Genomic DNA, 18,592 nt, shown 5'->3' with positions numbered 1-18,592 from the left:
CCGGTAACTGTCCAATTATATCCGGCTCCCGAGACCGCCGCCGCTGTCACACGGGAGCATCCACCGCGTCGGAGATCCGCAGCGTCGATCCGTTCCGGCCTTTCAGTACTTGGAGCTGGGCGCCGATCCGCTGCTTCATCTCTGCCACGTGGCTGACAAGCCCCACCACGCGGCCGCCGTCCCGGAGGCCTTCAAGGGCGTCCATCACCTGTTCGAGGGACTGCTCATCCAGGCTGCCGAACCCTTCGTCCACGAACAGGGTTTCGATCTCCACTCCGCCGGCCTCCTGCTGGACCACGTCCGCCAACCCGAGCGCCAGGGACAGGGAGGCCATGAACGACTCGCCTCCGGACAGCGTGGAGGTGTCCCGGCGGAACCCGGTCCACTGGTCCACTACCTCCAGGCCAAGCCCCGACTTTGCGCCGCGCGCGGCCTTGGCATCAGTGTGCTGGAGCAGGTACCGGCCATCGCTCATGGCCACCAGCCGCTCCGAGGCCGCCAGGGCCACCTGCTCCAGGCGGGCGGCCAGGACATAGCTGTTCAGGCTCATCCGGTATGTGTTCTCGCCCCGGCCTGCTGCGGCATCCGCCAGGCCCGCGAGCATCTGTGCCCGCTCGGCAGGCTGCCGCGCCGATCCTGCCAGATCGCTGTACTCGGCCCGGATACCCCGGAGCGAGGCCAGGCACCTGGACGCCATGCCGGCAGCAAGGTCCGCGTCCCGGGCTTCCTGCACTGCGGTGGCCGCAGCTTCCCGGAACCCCGCAAGCCGCGCCGGGTCCACTTCGTAACCGGCCGACTTTTCTTCCAGTGCCAGCACAACATCCGCTGAAACGAACAGTTCCGCTACCTTTGCCTGCTCGTCCTGGGCGGCCCGCACGCTGGCCTGGAGGGCAGTTGCCTCGGCGGCCTCAAGCAGCTGTTCCCGGGCCTCGCCGGCGGTTGCGAAGCCGGCGGCAGGAAGAGCCTGTTCCAGCTGCTCCCGCGCCTCGGCGGCCTGGGCCTCCGCCTGTTCCAGCTGGGCCTGTGCTTCAACCGCCTTATTGAGGACTGCCACTGCGTTTTCCAGCGCGCGCAACCGCTGGGCCAGGCTCCGGTGGCTTCCCCTGAGCCCGGCCAGTGCCTGGTCAAGGGCGGCGGACTGTTCGGTCACATCGGCCAGCGAGGCCACAGTCCGGGCAAGCTCGGCTTCTGCGTCCGTCCTCGATTTTTGTGCTGCTTCAACAGCGGCCTCAAGCTTCTCGAGCCGCAACCGGACAGCGCTGAGTTCCTTGACCGCGGCCTCTGCCTCGGCAGCTGCCAGGCGCGCGCGGACCGCGCCGTTTTCGGCCTCTTCCGCGGCTGTTTCCCCGCCCTGGCCCGCCAGGACGGCCACCAATTGGCTGGCTTCTGCCAGTTCATGGGCAACCACGGCACAGGCGGCCTCCGCCGCCTCGTGGACACGCCGCGCTTCCTCCTCCTCCTGCGCGAGCCCTGGACCACCCGGACCGCCTGCGGCGGGGGCGGGATGATCGGTGCTGCCACAGACGGCACAGTGTTCGCCCGGTACCAGCTTGGCGGCCAGCTCAGCAGCCGCGTTTGCGAGCCGCTCTTCCCTGAGGTCCAGCCAGTGGCGTTTTGCTTCCAGCTGGCTGTCCCGGAACCCGTCGTACCGGACTTTGACCTGGTCCCGGACAGCAACGGCCCCGCCATAGCGCCTGACGACGTCGAGCAGCTCCTCCGCGGCCGCGGCTTCCTTCCGCCGCAGGGCCTCGGCACCCGCTCGCTGCTCGAGATCCTGCAGCCCGTCCTGGAGGCGGCGCCGCTCGGCCTGGAGTTCTTCGGAGCGGCTCCCCGCCTGCACGAGGACGGCGGCGAGTTCTTCCTGCTTTTTCACCAGCCCGCTGTGGCGCTTCCGGAGGCCCAGCAGCCTGTCCTCGTCCGGCACCCGGGCCTCCACGACGGCAAGGAGCGAACGCAGGCGCCCCAGTTCGGCGGCGCAGCCGGCAGCGGCTCCTGCCCCGTCCGCAGGCGGGACCGCGCCAATTCCCAACTCCAGTTGGGCCAACTCGGGGTCTTCCCCTGCGGCCATGCTGAGCAACGTAAAGGCGGACTCCACGGCAGTAGCGGCCCGCCGGACCTTCGCGGCACCTGCATCAACGTTCAGCAGCTGCCCGTGCAGGACCTCGGCTTTCCGGTGCCGGGCCAGCCGGAGGAGCTGTTCCTCCAGCAACTGCGCCCCCTGGTCCACGGCCGCTTTCCGGGCCGCGGCGGAATCGAGTTTGCGGCGCCGCTCCCCGCGCGCTGCTTCCGCTTCCACGGCGTCCCTGCATTCGGTGCTTGCGGCTTCCGCCCGTTCCGCTTGGCCCGTGAGTTCCGCCAGCCGCCCGTTTACCGCGCTTTCAAGCCATTCAAGCCGGGCCACCGCATCATCCGGGGATGGAGCGCCGGCCCCGTCCAGCCCCAGGGGGGCCGTCTCCGACTCCGCCCGCGCCGCCAGGATTTCGAGCTGGCCGGCGAGGAGGGAGACTTCCTCCTTGGCTGCCTGCGCCTGGCGGGCCAGTTCCTGCTCCACCGATTCGAACCGCTCGGTACCAAAAAGCTTCTGCAGAAGTTCCAGCCGGTCGGTGGCCTTGGAACGGAGGAAAGCGGCGAAGTCGCCCTGGGGCAGCATCACCACCCGGGTGAACTGCTCCCGGTCCATGCCAAGCAGGGCCAGAATCTCTGCGCCTGCCTCATCATTGCGGGCGGACTTTTCCGTCCAGGTTCCGCTGACGCGTTCACGCAGCAGCGTCTTGGCCTGCTGCGTGGTGAAGCCGTTCTTCCCCCGGGCGCTCGGCTTGTCCCAGGCCGGGGACCGCGTCACTTCGAAGCGGCGGCCCTGGGCCGAGAACTCACAGGTGACGGCAGGCTCCTGCGCCGGTTCCGCATGGTCGCTGCGGAGCCTTTTCCCGTCCTGGCGGGCCCCGGGAACGGAGCCGTACAGGGCAAAGCAGATGGCATCCAGGACGCTGGTCTTTCCTGCGCCTGTTGGGCCGTTGAGCAGGAAAAGGCCATGGGCGCTGAGCCTGTCGAAGTCAATCTCCTCGGTACCGGCAAAGGGCCCGAACGCGGAGATCAGGAGGCGGTGGATCCTCATCGTGAAGCCTCCAGGAGCCGGACGTTCTCCAGGGCAGCAGCCACCGCGGCTTTTTCGGCCGCATCGGGTTCCCTGCCGCGCACATGTTCCAGGAAGCCGCAGCACACCGCGAGGTCGTCCGGCGCCTCGGCCAGCCTGCTGCTGTAGCTTGAGGCGGCGGCCTGGGCTCCGCCCTCCGGATCGAAACCAAGGACCAGGGTGTCCGGGAACCGGGAACGGAGCCGCTCCATGGCTCGGGCGGGCCGCTGGGCGTCGGTCAGGGTGACCTGGCAGTAGGCGGTTTCGGCCCACTGGTGCGCGGGCGATTCCAGCAGCTCAGACAGGGGCCCGCGCAGCACGGCCAGTGCGCGCGGCGCCGGCCACAGGACTTCCCGCACTGAGGTGACTCCGTCCGCGCCGAGGTCCACGAGCCAGCCGCCTTTCTGGTGGGTGGCTTCCGAAAAGGAGTAAGCGAGCGGCGAGCCAGAATACCTCACCTGGGGCGACAGGGTTTGGCGTCCGTGCAGGTGCCCCAGTGCCGTGTAGCTGAAGCCCTCGAAGAGGTCCAGCGGTACGGCGCCGACGCCGCCGATGCTGAGGTCCCGCTCGCTGTCCGAGCTGATCCCCCCGCTGGCGAAGGTGTGGGCCAGGACCACGGAATGAACGGTGGCCGATGCTGAACGCCGCTTGATGTCCTCGCGGATCATCCCTGTTGCGGCCCGGGTAACTTCAAAGTGGCTGGGGGTGTCCGCACCGAGTTGTTCGGCGACGAGCCGGGGTTCGAGCCACGGAATGCCGTAGATGGCCAGCACGGCCTTGCCACCTTCCCCGGCAGCCGCGTCCCCCAGCGGCAGCAGCAGCGGTTCGTCCAGGTCCTCGATCCTGGTGCGGAGGTGCACTCCCCCGCGTTCCAGGAGCCGGGACGCAAAGCCCAGGCGGATGGCGGAATCATGGTTGCCGCTGGTCAGCACCACCTTGGCGCCGGCAGCGGTCAGGCGCACCAGGGCCTCGTCAAGCAGGCGTACCACGTCCACGCCGGGAAGGGCGCGGTCATAGACGTCCCCCGCCACCAGGACAACGTCCACGCCGTGCTGCTTGACGGCACCGACCAGCTGGTCAACGAAGGCGCGCTGGGCGTCCAGCATCCCGACGCCGTGGAAAGACCGGCCCAAATGCCAGTCCGAAGTGTGTAGTAACCGCATGTTCCTAAGCTATCGGCTGCCACTGACAGCAACGGCAACCGCCGCGGGCACCGGGATCAGCCCCGCGTTCCTTCAAAGAAGTCCTGGGCTTCGCTGGTCCCCGGCCCGGGCTTGTCCGTGCGTGGATCGGGGCGTCCGTCCGCACCGGAAACGGCGGGCACTGCGGGCGGGGACACGTCTGCGCCCTGCGTTCCGGGGACCGCGCTGACAGCCGGCCGGCGTCCGCCAGCGGCCGCTCCGAAGCTCCGGAACACCAGTCCCGCAAGGGCAGCGCCCACCACCGGGGCAGTCAGGAAAACCCACAGCTGCCCGGCAGCCCAGCCCGAGCTGAAAAGGGCGGACGAGACTGCGCGGGCAGGATTAAACGGCAGGTTGCCCACCGACTGGCCCAGCTGCAGGAGGACCGCAAAGGACAGGCCGACCGCCACGGCAGCGGCGGACCGGCCGCCGCCGTCCTGCGAATTGTCCCTGCCGGACGTCCCCAGGAAGACCGCAACAACGATTGCGGCGCCGAGCATTTCAAGGAGCAGCACCGCAGCGAGCGGCGCCTGGATGATGGAGTGTTCGCCAAAGCCGGCCGTGACGGTGTCGAAAGCGGTGCGGCTGTCCGCAATCCCCGGGAGGGTGCGCAGGATTCCGAAGAGGGCGAGGGCACCAGCCAGTCCACCGGCCAGCTGGGCCCCGGCATAGGCGGCAGCGGCGCCGGCCCGGATCCGTCCGGCCAGGAGGTGCCCCACGGTGATGGCCGGGTTGAAGTGGCCGCCCGAAACGTGCGAGAAGGCGAGCATCGCGGCGGTCACGGCCAGGCCGGCTGCAAGCGCCGCAGGGAGGGGGCTGGAGTCCGGGATGGTGAACAGCGGAACACCGAGGCCGGCCATCACGATGAACAGCGTGCCGAAGGCCTCGGCCCCCAGCCTGGGCAGCAGTCCGGGGCGTGAGGCCTCCGGACCGCGGGGCAGCAAGGCGTCGTGATGGTCAAGGGCGGGGGTGCTCATGGTGGACCCTTTGGTAGGCAGGAGATGGCGGTGCGGCCGCCGGGCAACCCCTCCATTATTCCAGCTGCTTCCGGGCGTTTGCCGCGCCCGCGCGTTGACCCGGACGGCGATGGCCGGCACCCGTCAGGAAGCCGGCCGCTGCCGCGGTAAATTTGCAGCATGAGCATTGAACCCGGCCCGTCCGCGCCCGCACTGAGATCACGCATCCACGGCTGCCTGCTGGGCGGCGCGTTGGGCGATGCCCTGGGCTATGCCGTCGGCACGGACTCGATGGAGGAGATCCGGCGCCGGTTCGGCGGGCACGGCCTTACCGGTTTCCATGAGCTGTCCGGGAGCCCCTTTTCGGACGAGACCCAGCTGACCCTTTACACGGTTGACGGACTGGTGGAGGCACTTGAGTGGGCGAATTCCGGGGTGGGCGCGGACGTCAACGCCTGCCTGTGGCTCGCGTACCTCCGGTGGCTGGCCACGCAGGGAGAGTCTGCCCCTGCGGCGGCCCCCGCACCCCAGCCGCGGTGGATCGACCGCCAGGCAGTGCTCCACGAGCGCCGGCGTCCGGACAAGGCGTCCATCTCCGGGCTGGCCACGGGTGAGATGGGGACTGTCTTCCGCCCGGTAAATCCGGTGTCGAAGGGCTGCGGAACGGTGGTGCGGTCGGCGCCGTTCGGGCTGGTCCCGCACATCACGCCCGACTCCGTCTATAAGCTGAGTGCAGACGCCGCCTCCCTGACGCACGGGCACCCGGCGGCGCGCCAGAGTGCCGGAATCTTCAGCCTGCTGATCCACCGGCTCGTCACGGGCGAAGGGCTCCACGAGGCGGCTGCCGCAGTGGCCGCCCGCTCCCGTTCGCTCAACGAGGTGGCACCGGAACTGCCCGACCGCCTGGACTACGCCCTCCGGCTCGCGGGCAAGGGCGTAGTCAGCCCGGAGGAACTCACGGAGGCACTGGGTGAAGGCCGGACCGCGGCGGAAGCACTCGCCGTCGCGCTTTACGCGGTGCTTGCCACTGCGCCAGGCACAGGCGGTACGGGCGGGGACAACCAGGGCACGGACGACGCCGGCGCAGGCACGCTGCCCGTCCGGCACTTCCGGGCGGCGCTGGCATTGGCGGTGAACCACGGCGGGAACAGCGATTCCACCGGTTCGCTGGCCGGGAATATCCTGGGGGCCTTCTACGGCGAGGAGTGCCTGCCCGCAGACTGGCTCGGATCGCTGGAAGCGCCCGAGGCGGTCCGCGGCATGGCCGATCTGCTGGTGGGGGTTACGACCGCCGAAGGCTGATGTTGTTGCACGCCTCGCAGACGTCCTCCGGAATCAGTCCGTTCCGCTGCAGGAACCCGAAGATCACGCACCCCAGGCAAAAGCCTGCAAAAGCCTCAAGTGACGCCGCGACGACCAGGATGCCCAGTGCTGCCCATGCTGCGGGCGCTGCCCCGGCCACGAACAGGACCAGGGCGGTGGTGGACACTGCGGCCCCAATCCCCTGCGCGAAGCGCTTTGGCGGTCCGGGGACCAGCTTCACCCGTCCCAGCCGCGGCGTGATGACCTTCACGGACAAGAGCGCCAGCGGCGAAACCCTCGGCCCGAACAGCACGCGCAGCCAGAACCCGACGGCGATGGCCAGCAGGCCCCACACTGAGCCGCTCGCTGCCGTCACAACCGCGAGCAGCACAACCAGGCCCGCGGTCACGCGTGCGGCGTACTCATTGACGGGATTCGGGAAGGCGAACACGGAACTCATGAGCCAAGGCTAGGAGCGGTCTGTCCCGCAACCAAGGTTTGTTGCGCCGGATGAACCGGCGGGCACCTCAGGCGATGCCCGCGGCCGCGAAACCGCCCACCATCTGCAGGAACTCCCCTTCGGAGAGCACCTCGATGGCCTGCCCCCGCTCATGGAGTTCCAGGACCCGGCGGGCCTTGCCCGTCAGCCTGCCGGACCGAAGGTCTGCGGCGACAAAGCCGTCGCCCACCACCAGGACCGTGGTGCGTCCGGTTACGCGGCTTTCGGGCCGGGCGCCGACGTCCGCAGAGCGCCTTTTCGCCTCCGGGCGCCCCATGGACAGCTGCCCGGTGAAGACGACGGTCTGCCCGTACAGGGGATGGCCGGGCTCGGCGTCGGGGTTGGGCAGCGGGTTGGCGCCCTCCTCCGGCCAGCCCGCCTGGAAGGGCCGGAGCGGCGCAGCAGTGCTGCCGGACGCAGCCGAGAGGGCGGCCAGGCTCGGTTTGGAGAGCGCATCCGTCGCGGGGTGGAAAGCCTGTTGCCGGGGCATCACCAGTCCCAGGGAGAGGTAGAGTTCGGCGATGCTGTTGGCCTGGTTCCTGCGGGCTATGTCGATCAGGATCCCCGCGCACGCCCGCGCGTCCTCGGCGGCGTCGTGATGGTTCACCAGGGGAACGCCGGCTTCCTCCGCGGCGAACGGCAGGGAGTTGGACACCAGGGAATAGCACCGCCGGGAGAGCATCACGGTGCAGACATAGTCGTAAGCGGGCCCCGGCAGGCCCGAGACCTCCAGGCCGGAACGGATCACGCCCAGGTCGAAGGCAGCATTGTGCGCCGCGAGGATGTCGTCGCCGATGAAGGCCCCGATCTCGGGGAAGAGGTCCCCGAAGCGGGGCTTGCCTGCAACGTCCTCGGCCCGGATGCCGTGGATCCGGACGTTGTGGTAGTCAAAGTGGTCGTGGTCCTGCGGCGGCCGCATGAGCCACGAAGCTTCCTCGACGATCCGGCCGCCCCTGACCTTGGTCAGGCCCACCGCGCAGGGAGAGCCCCGAAAGCCGTTCGCAGTTTCAAAGTCGATCGCCGTAAAGTCCAAACCCACGGCCCAACCTTACCGCCGGAATGCCGCCCCTCCGTGCAGGCACAGCTCTGTCAAGTACCCTTGAGAGGTGAACTTTCCTGTGATGAATGACCTCGCCGTGTCCATGCTGGGCGGGGCAGGACCGGTGCAGCCCCAGCTGGCCTCCTTCCTGCCCGACTGGCTGAACCCCCAGGTCTTCCTGGCCGATCCCGCCCTGGCACCTTGGGTGGTCCTGCTGGTCTGCGGAATCGTCTTCGCGGAAACCGGCCTGCTGGTTGGCTTCTTCCTGCCGGGTGATTCCATGCTGTTCACCGCCGGACTGCTGGTGGCCACGGACACCATCAAGTTCAACGTGCTGCTGTTCGCGCTGCTGATCATCATCTCGGCCATCGTGGGAAACCAGACCGGCTACCTCATCGGTTCAAAGGCCGGCCCCGCCATCTTCAACAAGCCAAACTCACGCCTCTTCAAGCGCGAGAACGTGGAAAACGCACACGCGTTCTTCGAAAAGCACGGCGGTAAGGCACTGATCCTGGCCCGTTTCGTCCCCATCATCAGGACTTTCGTTCCCGTCATCGTGGGCGTGGCCCAGATGAGCAAAAAGAAGTTCTTCCTCTTCAACGTCATCGGTGCAGTGCTCTGGGGCGGCGGCGTGACGCTCCTGGGCTACCTGCTGGGTGACCGCGTGCCGTGGGTCCGCGAGAACCTGGACATCATCTTCATCGCCATCGTCCTGGTTTCGGTCCTCCCCATCGGAGTGGAGGTCCTCCGCGGCATCTCCGCCAAGCGGCAGGCGAAGGCCTACGGCACCGATCCGGTGGACGAGTTCATCGAAGAGCACGCCCCCGAGGACGAGCAGAAGACGCCGCGCCTGCCCTAGGAAGCCGGCCAGGGATCCTACGCAAAAGGTGTGCCCCCGCTCCGGCGGGGTGCACACCTTTTTTGTTTGCCCAGCCAGCCGTCCACCGGCGGGCGTCAGGACTTCGGCGCCTGCAGGGCCTCGACGATGGCGGGCAGCAGCGCGCGGAACGCCTTGCCCCGGTGGCTGATGGCGTTCTTTTCCTCGGCGGACAGCTCGGCACAGCTGCGGTCCTCCCCCGCGGGCTGGAGTACCGGATCGTAGCCGAAGCCGCCGTTCCCCCGCGGCTCGCGCAGCAGGATCCCTTCGAGTTGCCCGTACTCCACTACCTCGCGTCCGGGGGTGCCGTCCGCGTCCGGGACCGCGAGGGCCGCCGCGCAGACGAAGGCGGCGCCCCGATGGTGGTCCGGAACGTCCGAGAGCTGGCCGAGCAGGAGCCGGAGATTGGCGGCGTCGTCGCCATGGCTGCCGGCCCACCGGGCTGAGAAAATCCCGGGTGCTCCGCCCATGACGTCCACGGCGAGGCCGGAGTCGTCGGCGATGGCCACCAGGCCGGTGGCCTCGGCGACAGCGCGCGCCTTGAGCAGCGAATTCTCGGCGAACGTCACGCCTGTTTCGACGACGTCCGGGGCACCTGCAGCCGCTGCGTCCACCACCTGCGTGTCGACGTCGAGCCCGGGCACCTGTCCCCGCAGCAGCTCACGCAGTTCCCGGAGTTTGCCCTTGTTGTGCGTGGCGAGGACCAGGCGGGGGGCAGCACCTTGCCACGGGGCGGCGGCGGCCGCGCTCACAGCGTGTCTGCCAGGGTTTCGCGCTGGATGGCCGCGAGCTGCGTGGTGCCCAGCAGGGCAAGGTCCAGGAGCTGGTCCAGTTCTGCCCTGTCAAAGGGTGCGCCCTCAGCCGTGCCCTGCACCTCCACGAACTTGCCGGACCCGGTGACCACCACGTTCATGTCCGTTTCGGCCCGGACGTCCTCCACGTACGGCAGGTCCAGCATGGGAACGCCGTCGATGATGCCCACGGACACCGCGGCGATGGTGTCGATGAGGGGCTGGGCGTTCTTTGCGATCAGCTTGTTGTCCCGGGCGAAGCGGATGGAATCAGCGAGCGCAACGTAGGCGCCGGTGATGGCTGCCGTGCGGGTTCCGCCGTCGGCCTGGAGGACGTCGCAGTCCAGCACGATGGTGTTCTCGCCGAGGGCCTTGGTGTCGATGATCGAGCGGAGCGAACGGCCGATCAGCCGTGAGATCTCGTGGGTGCGGCCGCCGATCTTGCCCTTGACCGATTCGCGGTCGGAGCGGGTGTTGGTGGCCCTCGGCAGCATGGCGTACTCGGCGGTGACCCAGCCGCGGCCCTCACCCTTGAGCCAGCGCGGGACGCCCGCGGTCAGGGAGGCGGTGCACAGGACCCGGGTGTTGCCGAACTCGATCAGGGCCGATCCTTCGGCCTGGGAAGACCATCCGCGCGTGATGCTGATGGGCCGGAGCTGGTCGGGAGCGCGGCCGTCGGCGCGCACGATGGGCACTGCAGTTGCTTCAGAAGTCATGCCTTTAGCTTATCCACTGCAGGTGCTGCCGACGCCTGGCCCTGCTTCGGGGCCTAGATGGTGTAGTGGACGCCGGCAACCGCTACCGCAACATCGCCGCCGAACACCGGCCGGGCCTCGGCCATCACGGTGGTCTGGGACGTCCATACCGGAATGTGCGTCAGCAGGAGCCGGCGTGCCCCCGCCGCCGCGGCGGCCTCCCCCGCACGCTTGCCGGTGAGGTGGACGTCCTTGATTCCGTCGTCGCGGCCTTCCTCGAATGCAGCTTCGCACAGGAAGAGGTCTGCGTCCTTCGCGGCTTCCTCAAGCCCGGCGCAGGAATCGGTATCACCGGAGTACGTCAGGGTCCGGGAGACGGTGTTGCCTTCCTTGTCCGGTTCCACCACTTCCACCCGAAGGGCGTAGGCCTCCTCCACGGGGTGGTTCACGGCAAAGGGGGTCACGGTGAAGGGACCCACGGTGACCGGCTGGCGTTCGGCCCAGTTGGTGAAGTCGAATTCCTCATGCATGCCAGGGTCCAGCGGCAGCCCGTACGCGGTGGCCATCCGGTCTGCAGTGGCGGCCGGTCCCCAGACCGGAATCCGTCCCCGGCCCCAGCCGCCGGGCTTCCAGCGGACGGCCACGTGCAGGCCGCAGAGGTCCATGCAGTGGTCGGGGTGCAGGTGGGTCAGGAAGATCGCGTCGATGTCCTCGAGGTCCGTGTACCGCTGGATGGCACCCAGTGCGCCGCTGCCCAGGTCCATGACCACTTTCCAGGTCCGCTCGCCGTCGTTCGCGGTCAGGAGGTAGCAGGATGCGGGCGATCCGGGGCCGGGGAAGGAACCGGTACAGCCGACGATGGTGAGCTTCACTGGCCCGGCCCCCCGGTCACTGACGTCCCAACGAAGTTGGAGATCCGCGGACGGGCGGCGGCGCCCTGGGCGGCAGCGATCATCTCGGGGGTGATCCGGGCAAGGCTGCCGGTGGGGTACTGCGCGGACACATGGTCCACGTGCCGGACGGAGAGCACTTCCGGGCCAAGGAACCGCCTGGCCAGGGCCTCGAACTGGCCGGCGTCGCCGGTGGCCACAAAGTGGTGTTCCGGGGGCGTGGCGTCCGTGCGCTGGAGACCGTGGGTGGCCAGGGCGCGGTAGACGTCCTTGGCGGTCTCTTCGGCGCTGGACACGAGGGTCACGTCCGCTCCCATGACGTAGGAGATGACCCCCGTGAGCAGCGGGTAGTGCGTGCAGCCCAGGACCACCGTGTCCACGCCGGCCGCCTTGAGGGGTGCAAGGTACTCCTCGGCAACAGCAAGAAGGGCCGGTCCGGTGGTGACGCCGGCCTCCACATAGCTGACGAACTCAGGGCACGCCACCGAGGTGATCGCCAGGTCGGGAGCCGCGGCAAACGTGTCCTCGTAGGCCCGGGACCCTACCGTGGCGGAGGTGCCGATCACGCCGACCCGTCCGCTGCGGGTAGCGGCAACGGCACGCCGCACCGCCGGCTGGATGACCTCGATGACCGGGATGCCGTACTTGGCCGTGTAGCGCTCCCGGGCGTCGCGCAGGACAGCGGCCGACGCCGAGTTGCAGGCGATGGTGAGCAGCTTGACGCCGGAGTCCACGAGTTCGTCCATCACACCGAGGGCGTTTGCCCGCACCTCCGCGATGGGCAGGGGGCCATAGGGCCCGTGCGCCGTGTCCCCCACGTAGAGGATGGACTCATTGGGCAGCTGGTCGATGATGGACCGTGCCACCGTCAGGCCGCCCACGCCGGAGTCAAAGACACCGATGGGCCGTGACTCCACGGCGGCGGCAGGGATGTCGCTTGCGGCGGACCCGGCTGCAGCGCCTGCCGGCGGATCAATGCTCGAGGCTCTACTCATGATTATTCGAGGATAGGGCTTCCCTGCAGCCCCGGCGGTGATCTTGTGGCCAGCAGCTCATGTCTGGTGTGTCACAGCACGGGGACGGAGACCGGCCTGCGCCGCTCATCGGCGGGCGTCCAGGGACTGCAGCATGGCCTGGACCAGTGATTCCTGGAGCCAGGTGGCGAAGTTGTAGACCAGCGCCAGGTAGCTTTCCACGTCCTCCGCCTGGGACCAGTCCTGCATGAGGTGGACATGTTCGGCATCCTCCTCATCCTGGATGTCCAGCCGCTCGGCCAGGACAAGCCGGACGTCGTTCAGCGCCATGGACCAGTGATTCGCCCCCTCGGGCGTCAGCACAATCTCGTCCTTGTCCAGGTCCAGGGCGGCCGCCTGCAGGGCGCCGATCTTTGTCTCCCGCAGCGACCGCTCGGTGAGCTGGCGGAACTCAAGGGACGCGCCGGCGTCGTCCTTCATGACGTTGGGAAGGAGCCGCTTAACGGCGCGGTCCGAAGGCTCGGCGACGTCCATGTCCAGGCCGATCAGGGCGGCCAGCGGATCCTGCCCCGTCCGTTCCTCCGGCTGCAGCATGGAAATGACGTCACTGATCAGGCTGCGCAGCAGGTCCCGCTCCGCAGGCTCAAGATAGCCGGTAATGCCCTTGAGTCCGTACTTGAATGCCTTAGCCACGTTTCCCCTTGCCCTGGCCCGGTCCGCCGGATTTGCGGGTGCTGCCGCCGTTCCCGCCGCTGGCCTTCTCCACCGTCGCCCACAGGCCAAAACCGTGCATAGCCACCGCGTGGCGCTCCACCTGCTCCTTGCTGCCGGAGGCAACAATGGACCGGCCCTTCTTGTGGACCTCCATCATGAGCTTGTTCGCCTTGCTCTCCGAGTAGCCAAAGTAGCTCTGGAAAACGTAGCTCACATAACTCATGAGGTTGACGGGATCGTTCCAGATCACCAGGTTCCAGGGGATGTCCGGTGCCGTCAGGGAATCGGTGGATTCCGCTGTTCCGGTCCGGGTGCCCTCCCGTGTATCGGGGCCGGGCGCAACGCTTATGGTCATCTATCCATTCTATGGGGATGATGGGCCCGGGCCCCGCGGCGAAGCGGAGCGAGACGCGGGAGCCGGTGGGTGGGCCCACACCGGCGAGGGCCCCGCGGCGAAGCGAAGCGAGACGCGGGAGCCGGTGGGGACTAGAGTAACTTTCGTGAGTACCTCCGCCGGCTGGGACCATCCCCGCACGTCTTTCTACACCGACCACTACGAGCTGACCATGCTGCAGGCGTCGCTCCACTCGGGGGCCGCGCACCGCAAATCGGTGTTCGAGGCGTTCGCCCGCCGCCTGCCGGACGGCCGGCGCTATGGGATCGTGGCCGGCACCGGACGGTTGCTTGAGGGCATCGCCAACTTCCGTTTCGGGGAAGCGGAGCTGGAGTTCCTGGAGCGCACCAAGGTAGTCAATGCCCAGACCCTCGAATACCTGGCCTCCTACCGTTTCTCCGGGGATATCTGGGGCTACCCGGAGGGTGAAGCGTACTTTCCCAATTCCCCCATCCTGATCGTCGAAGCCACCTTCGCCGAAGCCTGCATGCTGGAGACCTACCTGCTGTCCGTGCTGAACCACGACAGCGCCATCGCCTCTGCCGCGTCCCGCATGGTCAGTGCCGCCGGAGGCCGGCCCTGCATCGAGATGGGCTCCCGGCGCACCCACGAGGAAGCGGCCACCGCCTCCGCCAGGGCGGCCATCATTGCCGGGTTCGACAGCACCTCCAACCTCGAGGCCGGCATCCGCTACGGGATCAAGACGGTGGGCACCGCCGCCCACTCCTTCACCCTCCTGCACGACACCGAACGCGACGCGTTCGAGGCGCAGATTGCGTCCCTCGGGCACCATACGTCCCTGCTGGTGGACACGTACGACGTCGAAGCGGCCGTCCGCACGGCAGTGGACCTTGCCGGTCCCCGGCTGGGAGCGGTCCGCCTGGATTCCGGGGACCTGGTTGCGCAGGCCCAGTGGGTGCGCCGCCTGCTGGACGACCTCGGCAACGAGAACACCAAGATCGTGGTCACGTCCGACCTCGACGAGTACGCCATTGCGGCCCTGCAGTCCGCCCCGGTCGATTCCTACGGGGTGGGCACCTCGCTGGTCACCGGCTCGGGCGCACCCACCGCCAGCATGGTCTACAAACTGGTCAGCCGCACGGACGATGACGGAAACTTCGTCTCCGTCGCCAAGGCGGCCAAGAACAAGGCCAGTGTGGGCGGCCGCAAATACGCGCTGCGCAAGCTGGATGAACGCGGCATCGCCACTGCCGAAGTGGTGGGCGTGGGGCACCGGCCCGAGGATGACGGCAATGACCGCCCGCTGCTCCAGCAGTTCATGAAGAACGGCGAGGTGATGCCGGGCTGGACCGGCCATGAAGGGGTGCTTCGCGCACGCCAGCGCCATGCTGATTCCATGGCGGAACTCCCCCCGGTGGTTAACCGCCTGCAGCGCGGTGAAGCCGCCATCCCGACTCTCTATGAAGACAACTGAGGAGGACTGATGTCCCGCGCACTGATCATCGTCGACGTCCAGAACGATTTCTGTGAAGGCGGCTCGCTCGCCGTATCCGGCGGTGCGGACGTTGCCGGCGCCATCAGCGAATACGTGGACGCCCACCACGGCGAGTTCGACCACATCGTGGCCACCCAGGACTGGCACATCGACCCGGGCGCCCACTTCTCCGACACACCGGACTTCAAGGACAGCTGGCCGCCGCACTGCGTGGCCGGGACCCGGGGCGCCGAACTCCATCCGGACCTCGACACCGAATACATCCAGGCGTATTTCCAGAAAGGCCAGTTCGCCGCTGCCTACTCCGGCTTCGAGGGCCTGCTGGCCCCTGAAGACGCAGTGCCCACCGGGGAACGCCGGCCCGGGGCCCTGCCCGGACCGGCAGGCGAGGAAAAATTCGCCCCGGACGAGGACGCTATCGGGCTGGATGACTGGCTGCAAAGCCACGACGTCGAGGACGTTGTGGTGGTGGGAATCGCCACCGACTACTGCGTCATGGCCACCGCCCTGGACGCCGTCCAGGCAGGCTACTCGGTCACCGTCCTCCGGTCCCTGACCGCGGGGATCGCGGAGGACCTGGAGGACGCGGTGGCCGAAATGGAACTCGGCGGGGTAGACGTCGCCTGAGTGTCCCTGGCGGCTTCGGCCGCTACTTCCGGCCGATGAACCAGTCCTGGAGCTTCCGCAGACGCGACTGCAGCTGCTCCTCGTTTGCCTGGGCAACGGGCGGTCCGCCGCACACCGTCCGCAGCTTGGTGTGCACCACGCCGTGGGGGGTACCGGTCCGGGCTGACCAGGCGGCCACGTTCTTGGCCAGCTCGTTCCGGAGGTCCATCAGCATCCGGTGGTCCGGGACGGCCGGCGCCGGGGTTTCGGCCGCCGCAGGAGCCTTCCGGTTCTTGCGGTTCAGCTGCTCATGCTGGCGCTGCCGCAGCAGCGTGCCCACCTGCTCCGCGTCCAGCAGCCCGGGAATGCCCAGGAAGTCCATCTCGTCGTCGGACCCCACTTCGCCGCCCGTGCCGAACTCGCCGCCGTCGAACAGCACACGGTCAAAGGACGCCTGTGAATCCAGGGCCTCGAACTTGCCCTTGGTCAGGCTGTCCGACGCCTTGTCCTCGCGGTTGGCCTCGGCCATCAGCGAGTCCTCGGGATTGAACAGGCCGTCCCCGTCTTCCTTCTCGGGGCGGTCCAGGGCATGGTCCCGCTCCGCCTCCATGGAGTTGGCCAGGGCCATCAGCTGCGGCACCGAGGGCAGGAAGACCGACGCCGTTTCCCCGCGTTTGCGGGCACGCACGAAACGCCCCACAGCCTGGGCAAAAAACAGCGGCGTTGAAGTCGATGTGGCGTACACGCCCACGGAAAGCCGGGGCACGTCAACGCCTTCGGACACCATCCGGACCGCCACCATCCAGCGTTTCTCGCTGGCGGTGAATTCCTCGATCTTGCTCGACGCCTTCGCGTCGTCGGAAAGGATGACCGTGGGCGACTCCCCGGTGATCCTCTTGAGCTGCCCGGCGTACGCGCGCGCGTCCTCGTGGTCAGTGGCAATCACCAGGCCGCCGGCGTCGGGGACGGTCCGCCGGACCTCGCTGAGGCGCTTGTCCGCACCGGCCAGGACAGCCGGAATCCACTCGCCTGCGGGGTTTAGGGCGGTACGCCAGGCGTGTGACGTGATGTCCTTGGTCACCGCGGCCTCCCCCAGCGACGCCGCCATCTCTTCACCGGCACTGGTCCGCCAGCGCATCTGCCCCGAATAGGCCATAAACATCACCGGGCGGACAACGTGGTCCCGCAGGGCGTTGCCGTAGCCGTAGGTGTAGTCGGCCTTGGAGCGGCGGATCCCGTCCCGGTCCTCGGCATACTCGACGAACGGGATGGGCGAGGTGTCCGAGCGGAACGGCGTACCGGTCAGGGAGAGGCGCCTCACTGCGGGGTCGAACGCCTCGCGCAGGCCGTCGCCCCAGGACAGGGCCTCGCCACCGTGGTGGATCTCGTCCAGGATCACCAGGGTGCGGGCGGCCTCGGTCTTGGCACGGTGCAGCAGCGGCTTGCTGGCCACCTGGGCATACGTGACGGCCACCCCGATGAAGCCGCGGCCGTGCTGGCCGTCGGAGTTCTTGAAGTTGGGGTCGATGGCGATTCCCACCCTGGCCGCCGCATCCGCCCACTGCCGCTTGAGGTGGTCCGTGGGCGCCACGATGGTCACCCTGTTCACGGCGCCGGAGTCGATGAGCGTGGAGGCCACGCGGAGGGCAAAGGTGGTCTTGCCGGCGCCGGGGGTTGCTACCGCGAGGAAATCACGGGGGCTGTTGCTCACGTAGAGGTCAAGCGCTTCCTGCTGCCAGGCACGGAGTTTCGGGGCGGTTCCCCAGGCTGCGCGTTCCGGATAAGCCGGAGGCAGGGTGGGGCCGCCAAAGAGCGTCTCCGTCACTATTTGTTGTTGCCCGAGTCCCCTCCGGGACCCTTGCCGCCGTCGTTGCCCGGGCGGAGGCCGTCATAGACCTCTTTGCACATCGGGCACACCGGGAATTTCTGCGGGTCCCGGCCCGGCGTCCAGACCTTGCCGCACAGGGCGATGACGGGCTCCCCGGTCAGCGCGGACTCCATGATCTTTTCCTTGCGCACATAGTGCGAAAAGCGCTCCCGGTCCCCGGGTTCCACTTCCTGGCGCAGTTCCTCGCGCTCAATGGTGGCTGTGGACGATCCAGCCCCGGAAAGCTCGCGCATCGGGTCGTTCTCGAGAGGGTCCGTCATGCTAGTCATGCGAACCATCTTAGCCGTTCGAGCGGGGCCACGTTCGACGCCGGACGCTGCCGCCGCGCCGCCCGGAACCGGCCGCCGTCGTACTTTTCCGCCGGGCACCCTGGCTGCCGGCCCGCGGTCAGCCAGCGGCCAGCCGGTGGTCAGAGGCCCTGCCAGGCGGGCTTGTTGTCATAGGTGTGACGGTAGAAATCCGCCAGCTTCAGCGCCGAGGCGGCGGCCTGGTCCAGCAGGACGGTGGCGTGCGGATGGAACTGGAGGATCGACGCCGGGCAGATGGCCGAGACGGGACCCTCCACGAAGTCGCGGACCGCCTGTGCCTTGCGCGCGCCCGTTGCCACCAGGATGACATGCCGCGCCTCCATGATGGTTCCGAGGCCCTGGGTGAGGACATGGTGCGGGACCTCGGCCAGGCTGTTGAAGAACCGGGCGTTGTCCCGGCGTGTCTGCTCGACGAGGCTCTTGATGCGGGTCCTGGAGGTGAAGGAGGACCCCGGTTCGTTGAACGCGATGTGGCCGTCCGTCCCCACTCCCAGGAGCTGCAGGTCGATTCCGCCGGCGGCGCTGATGGCTTCCTCGTAGGCGCGGCAGGCCGCCGGAATGTCCTCGGCTGTCCCGTCCGGTCCGTGCACATTCTCCGGGGAGATGTTCACCCGGTTGGTGAATTCACGCCGGATGACTTCGCGGTATGACTCGGGATGGCCGGCAGGAAGGCCCACGTATTCGTCCAGGGCAAATGCGTGCGCCCGGCTAAAGTCCAGGCCGTCCCGGTCGTGCCGGGCGGCCAGCTCATCGTAGACGGGCAGCGGGGACGAGCCCGTTGCCAGGCCCAGGACAGCACCCGGTTTGCGCCGCAGGAGTTCCTCGATGGCGTCAGCGGCGAGCTTACCGATCTGTTTGCTGCCGTTGAGGATGACTACTTCCATGCTCT

Annotated in this window: 18 protein-coding genes; 4 read left to right on the top strand and 14 right to left on the bottom strand. The window is 68.3% G+C overall.

All coding sequences use genetic code 11. From position 1 onward, the window contains the following. Positions 1-46: 46 nt before the first annotated feature. The 3 genes from PV768_RS03875 to PV768_RS03865 are packed head-to-tail and all read right to left on the bottom strand — an operon-like array spanning position 47 to position 5,291. Complete coding sequence (locus PV768_RS03875; protein ID WP_421092323.1) at positions 47-3,115, bottom strand: AAA family ATPase; 3,069 nt, start codon at positions 3,113-3,115, stop codon at positions 47-49. Further along, the gene (locus PV768_RS03870) at positions 3,112-4,296 is read right to left on the bottom strand and encodes an exonuclease SbcCD subunit D (protein WP_421092322.1); all 1,185 of its coding nucleotides are present in this window, start codon (positions 4,294-4,296) and stop codon (positions 3,112-3,114) included. The genes PV768_RS03875 and PV768_RS03870 overlap by 4 nt, the downstream gene beginning before the upstream one ends. Before the next feature lie 56 nt (positions 4,297-4,352). Further along, entirely contained in the window at positions 4,353-5,291 is a 939-nt protein-coding gene (locus PV768_RS03865; RefSeq protein ID WP_421092321.1) for an aquaporin, read from the bottom strand. Positions 5,292-5,450: 159 nt separating this feature from the next. Here PV768_RS03865 and PV768_RS03860 point away from each other — a divergent pair, with 159 nt between their 5' ends. Beyond that, positions 5,451-6,572: an ADP-ribosylglycohydrolase family protein gene (locus tag PV768_RS03860; protein WP_421092320.1), complete on the top strand. Its 1,122-nt coding sequence runs from the start codon at positions 5,451-5,453 to the stop codon at positions 6,570-6,572. Here the strand turns inward: PV768_RS03860 and PV768_RS03855 are convergent. Further along, positions 6,553-7,032, bottom strand: coding sequence for a DUF4395 domain-containing protein (locus PV768_RS03855; protein ID WP_157241851.1), 480 nt, complete (start codon positions 7,030-7,032; stop codon positions 6,553-6,555). The two genes, PV768_RS03860 and PV768_RS03855, sit on opposite strands and share 20 nt — an antisense overlap. Before the next feature lie 67 nt (positions 7,033-7,099). Further along, positions 7,100-8,110, bottom strand: coding sequence for an exonuclease domain-containing protein (locus PV768_RS03850; RefSeq protein WP_321213837.1), 1,011 nt, complete (start codon positions 8,108-8,110; stop codon positions 7,100-7,102). An 82-nt stretch (positions 8,111-8,192) separates the two neighbouring features. Between PV768_RS03850 and PV768_RS03845 the strand changes: the two genes are divergently transcribed. Further along, the gene (locus PV768_RS03845) at positions 8,193-8,969 is read left to right on the top strand and encodes a VTT domain-containing protein (protein ID WP_157243098.1); all 777 of its coding nucleotides are present in this window, start codon (positions 8,193-8,195) and stop codon (positions 8,967-8,969) included. Between the two features lie 95 nt (positions 8,970-9,064). On the opposite strand, the gene rdgB is transcribed toward PV768_RS03845, so the two are convergent. The 6 genes from rdgB to clpS all read right to left on the bottom strand — a co-directional run bounded on the left by rdgB (position 9,065) and on the right by clpS (position 13,406). Then, a complete protein-coding gene (gene rdgB / locus PV768_RS03840) occupies positions 9,065-9,739 on the bottom strand; it encodes an RdgB/HAM1 family non-canonical purine NTP pyrophosphatase (protein WP_421092319.1) in 675 nt (224 codons plus the stop codon). Then, positions 9,736-10,494, bottom strand: a complete 759-nt coding sequence (gene rph, locus PV768_RS03835; RefSeq protein ID WP_157241850.1) for a ribonuclease PH — start codon at positions 10,492-10,494, stop codon at positions 9,736-9,738. Before rph ends, rdgB begins: the two co-directional genes overlap by 4 nt. Positions 10,495-10,547: 53 nt before the next feature. Beyond that, positions 10,548-11,345 carry an MBL fold metallo-hydrolase gene (locus tag PV768_RS03830; RefSeq protein WP_321213839.1) on the bottom strand — a complete coding sequence of 266 codons (798 nt, stop codon included), beginning with the start codon at positions 11,343-11,345 and terminating at the stop codon, positions 10,548-10,550. Beyond that, on the bottom strand, positions 11,342-12,358 hold the full coding sequence (murI, locus tag PV768_RS03825) for a glutamate racemase (protein WP_321213840.1): 1,017 nt from the start codon (positions 12,356-12,358) through the stop codon (positions 11,342-11,344). Before murI ends, PV768_RS03830 begins: the two co-directional genes overlap by 4 nt. Before the next feature lie 105 nt (positions 12,359-12,463). Next, positions 12,464-13,030: a DUF2017 domain-containing protein gene (locus tag PV768_RS03820; RefSeq protein WP_421092318.1), complete on the bottom strand. Its 567-nt coding sequence runs from the start codon at positions 13,028-13,030 to the stop codon at positions 12,464-12,466. Further along, a complete protein-coding gene (clpS, locus tag PV768_RS03815) occupies positions 13,023-13,406 on the bottom strand; it encodes an ATP-dependent Clp protease adapter ClpS (RefSeq protein WP_157241848.1) in 384 nt (127 codons plus the stop codon). The genes PV768_RS03820 and clpS overlap by 8 nt, the downstream gene beginning before the upstream one ends. 145 nt (positions 13,407-13,551) lie before the next feature. Between clpS and PV768_RS03810 the strand changes: the two genes are divergently transcribed. Continuing rightward, positions 13,552-14,880 carry a nicotinate phosphoribosyltransferase gene (locus PV768_RS03810; protein ID WP_321213842.1) on the top strand — a complete coding sequence of 443 codons (1,329 nt, stop codon included), beginning with the start codon at positions 13,552-13,554 and terminating at the stop codon, positions 14,878-14,880. Between the two features lie 9 nt (positions 14,881-14,889). After that, complete coding sequence (locus PV768_RS03805) at positions 14,890-15,528, top strand: isochorismatase family protein (RefSeq protein ID WP_157241847.1); 639 nt, start codon at positions 14,890-14,892, stop codon at positions 15,526-15,528. Positions 15,529-15,550: 22 nt separating this feature from the next. Here the strand turns inward: PV768_RS03805 and PV768_RS03800 are convergent, their stop codons facing one another. The 3 genes from PV768_RS03800 to nagB form a co-directional block, all read right to left on the bottom strand. Beyond that, entirely contained in the window at positions 15,551-17,332 is a 1,782-nt protein-coding gene (locus tag PV768_RS03800) for a DEAD/DEAH box helicase (protein WP_421092317.1), read from the bottom strand. Then, the gene (locus PV768_RS03795; RefSeq protein WP_139029610.1) at positions 17,332-17,673 is read right to left on the bottom strand and encodes a DUF3039 domain-containing protein; all 342 of its coding nucleotides are present in this window, start codon (positions 17,671-17,673) and stop codon (positions 17,332-17,334) included. The genes PV768_RS03800 and PV768_RS03795 overlap by 1 nt, the downstream gene beginning before the upstream one ends. A gap of 131 nt (positions 17,674-17,804) precedes the next feature. After that, positions 17,805-18,587 carry a glucosamine-6-phosphate deaminase gene (gene nagB, locus PV768_RS03790; RefSeq protein ID WP_321213844.1) on the bottom strand — a complete coding sequence of 261 codons (783 nt, stop codon included), beginning with the start codon at positions 18,585-18,587 and terminating at the stop codon, positions 17,805-17,807. Positions 18,588-18,592 lie beyond the last annotated feature (5 nt).

The organism is Pseudarthrobacter sp. CC4 (assembly GCF_048957775.1).
Classification (GTDB): domain Bacteria; phylum Actinomycetota; class Actinomycetes; order Actinomycetales; family Micrococcaceae; genus Arthrobacter.
The sequence above is the reverse complement of the archived record's forward strand: the minus strand, read 5'-3'. Positions and strand labels throughout refer to the sequence as shown.

What these genes read in the sequence shown, in the direction of transcription:
- PV768_RS03875 (WP_421092323.1), bottom strand. Translation starts at nt 3,115, where the DNA reads ATGAGGATCCACCGCCTCCTGATCTCCGCGTTCGGGCCCTTTGCCGGT.
- PV768_RS03870 (WP_421092322.1), bottom strand. Translation starts at nt 4,296, where the DNA reads ATGCGGTTACTACACACTTCGGACTGGCATTTGGGCCGGTCTTTCCAC.
- PV768_RS03865 (WP_421092321.1), bottom strand. Translation starts at nt 5,291, where the DNA reads ATGAGCACCCCCGCCCTTGACCATCACGACGCCTTGCTGCCCCGCGGT.
- PV768_RS03860 (WP_421092320.1), top strand. Translation starts at nt 5,451, where the DNA reads ATGAGCATTGAACCCGGCCCGTCCGCGCCCGCACTGAGATCACGCATC.
- PV768_RS03855 (WP_157241851.1), bottom strand. Translation starts at nt 7,032, where the DNA reads ATGAGTTCCGTGTTCGCCTTCCCGAATCCCGTCAATGAGTACGCCGCA.
- PV768_RS03845 (WP_157243098.1), top strand. Translation starts at nt 8,193, where the DNA reads ATGAATGACCTCGCCGTGTCCATGCTGGGCGGGGCAGGACCGGTGCAG.
- rph (WP_157241850.1), bottom strand. Translation starts at nt 10,494, where the DNA reads ATGACTTCTGAAGCAACTGCAGTGCCCATCGTGCGCGCCGACGGCCGC.
- murI (WP_321213840.1), bottom strand. Translation starts at nt 12,358, where the DNA reads ATGAGTAGAGCCTCGAGCATTGATCCGCCGGCAGGCGCTGCAGCCGGG.
- clpS (WP_157241848.1), bottom strand. Translation starts at nt 13,406, where the DNA reads ATGACCATAAGCGTTGCGCCCGGCCCCGATACACGGGAGGGCACCCGG.
- PV768_RS03805 (WP_157241847.1), top strand. Translation starts at nt 14,890, where the DNA reads ATGTCCCGCGCACTGATCATCGTCGACGTCCAGAACGATTTCTGTGAA.
- PV768_RS03795 (WP_139029610.1), bottom strand. Translation starts at nt 17,673, where the DNA reads ATGGTTCGCATGACTAGCATGACGGACCCTCTCGAGAACGACCCGATG.
- nagB (WP_321213844.1), bottom strand. Translation starts at nt 18,587, where the DNA reads ATGGAAGTAGTCATCCTCAACGGCAGCAAACAGATCGGTAAGCTCGCC.